The 1,632-nt window shown below is 57.2% G+C and carries 1 protein-coding gene; it reads left to right on the top strand.

Translation table 11 applies throughout. The features are described from left to right. Window positions 1–82 precede the first annotated feature (82 nt). Window positions 83–1,456 (top strand): ISNCY family transposase, encoded by a 1,374-nt coding sequence (locus ACCD05_RS31640; protein WP_413397614.1) that lies wholly within the window; start codon window positions 83–85, stop codon window positions 1,454–1,456. Window positions 1,457–1,632: the final 176 nt, after the last annotated feature.

The following is a 1,632-nucleotide window of genomic DNA, read 5'->3' as shown; positions in this document are numbered from 1 at the left end:
TGTAGCCGCAAAGTTAGAATGTCCTAATTTAGCAAAGTTAGAGTGTCACACTCCCCGCGTTTGATAACGCGGAGACGAGCAGATGGGATTGATAGCGATGAGCGAGCGGGATCTGCGGCGGATCGAGGTTTTGTCGAAGGTGGCGGCTGGCCGTATGACGATGGTGACGGCGGCGCATGTGCTTGACGTGAGCACGCGCCAGGTGCGCCGATTGTTGACCCGGATGAGCATTGGAGGAGCCGCATCGATCCGCCACAAGGCGATCGGACGTCCATCGAACAACCGGATCAGCGACGGCGTTCGGGATTACGCGGTGACGCTGGTCCGGGAAAGTTATGCAGACTTTGGCCCGACCCTCGCGTCAGAGATGCTGGCGGAGCGGGATGGATTGTGTGTGTCGCGCGAGACGTTGCGTCATTGGATGATCGATGCCGGCATCTGGTTGTCGCGCAAGCAGCGCCGGACCTTCCATCAGCCAAGATTGCGTCGCGAGGCTTATGGCGAACTGGTGCAGATTGATGGCTCCGACCATCGCTGGTTCGAAGATCGTGGCGATCCGTGTACGTTATTGGTGTTCATCGACGATGCGACCGGCAAGTTGATGCAATTGCGGTTTGTGCGATCGGAAAGTGCGTTTTCCTACTTTGAAGCGCTAGGGCTTTATTTGCGTGAGCACGGTGCCCCAATCGCGTTTTATTCAGACAAGCATTCGGTGTTCCGAGTGGCAAGGAAGGATGCCAAGGGCGGCCAGGCCATGACGCAGTTCGGGCGTGCGCTTTGCGAGCTAAACATCGAGATTCTCTGCGCAAATTCCAGCCAAGCCAAGGGTCGTGTCGAACGGATGAACCGGACATTGCAGGATCGCCTGGTCAAGGCGCTGCGACTGGCCAGGATCGATGACATGGAGACTGGCAACGCGTTTCTGGCGAGTTTCATGAGCCGGTATAATGCGCGATTTTCCATCGTCCCTGCCCGTTGCGATGATTTGCACCGGCCGCTGAATCTGGCGCCGGATCGATTGACCGAGATCCTATGTAAACGCGAGCAGCGTTACGTCGGAACACAGCTGACGTTTTCGTTTGAACGCAAGCGGATCATGTTGGCGGAGACCGACGTGACGCGTGGTCTGGTTGGCCATTATGTCGAGACCTATGCCTATGCGGATGGTCGCCTCGATGTACGCTGGAAAGGATACTCCCTACCCTATACGGTGTTCGACAAGGACCAGCGGGTAACGCATGCGGCAATTACCGAGAACAAGCGGCTCGGTGATATTCTGGCTTACGTCAAGGAGCGTCAGGACCAGCATGTGCCGCCGGTCGTCAAGACCAATAGCGAGAAGATCGGTTACCAGCCACGGGGTCGAAAGCCGGGACGGAGCACGGATTTCATGAATGATCCCGCGGTGATTGCGCGGCGCAAAAAGGCGCTGTTGAAGCAGGCAGCCGCGGAGTGAGCTGAAGGTCGAATAACCTCAAAGCTAAAGCCGAAGAGGTGTGTTTGCCACCCGCCCCGATCTGATCTTGCAAGCGGGATTAGCCGCTCCGATCGGGGCTGGTCGGTGTGCCGTGTAGCGACCAGTCGGACATTTCTACTTTGCATATCGGCGGACATTTCAACATGGCTGCCACA

Source organism: Rhizobium sp. Rhizsp42, from assembly GCF_047304155.1.
Lineage (GTDB): Bacteria > Pseudomonadota > Alphaproteobacteria > Rhizobiales > Rhizobiaceae > Rhizobium.
This window is presented reverse-complemented; position numbering and strand designations above follow the sequence as displayed.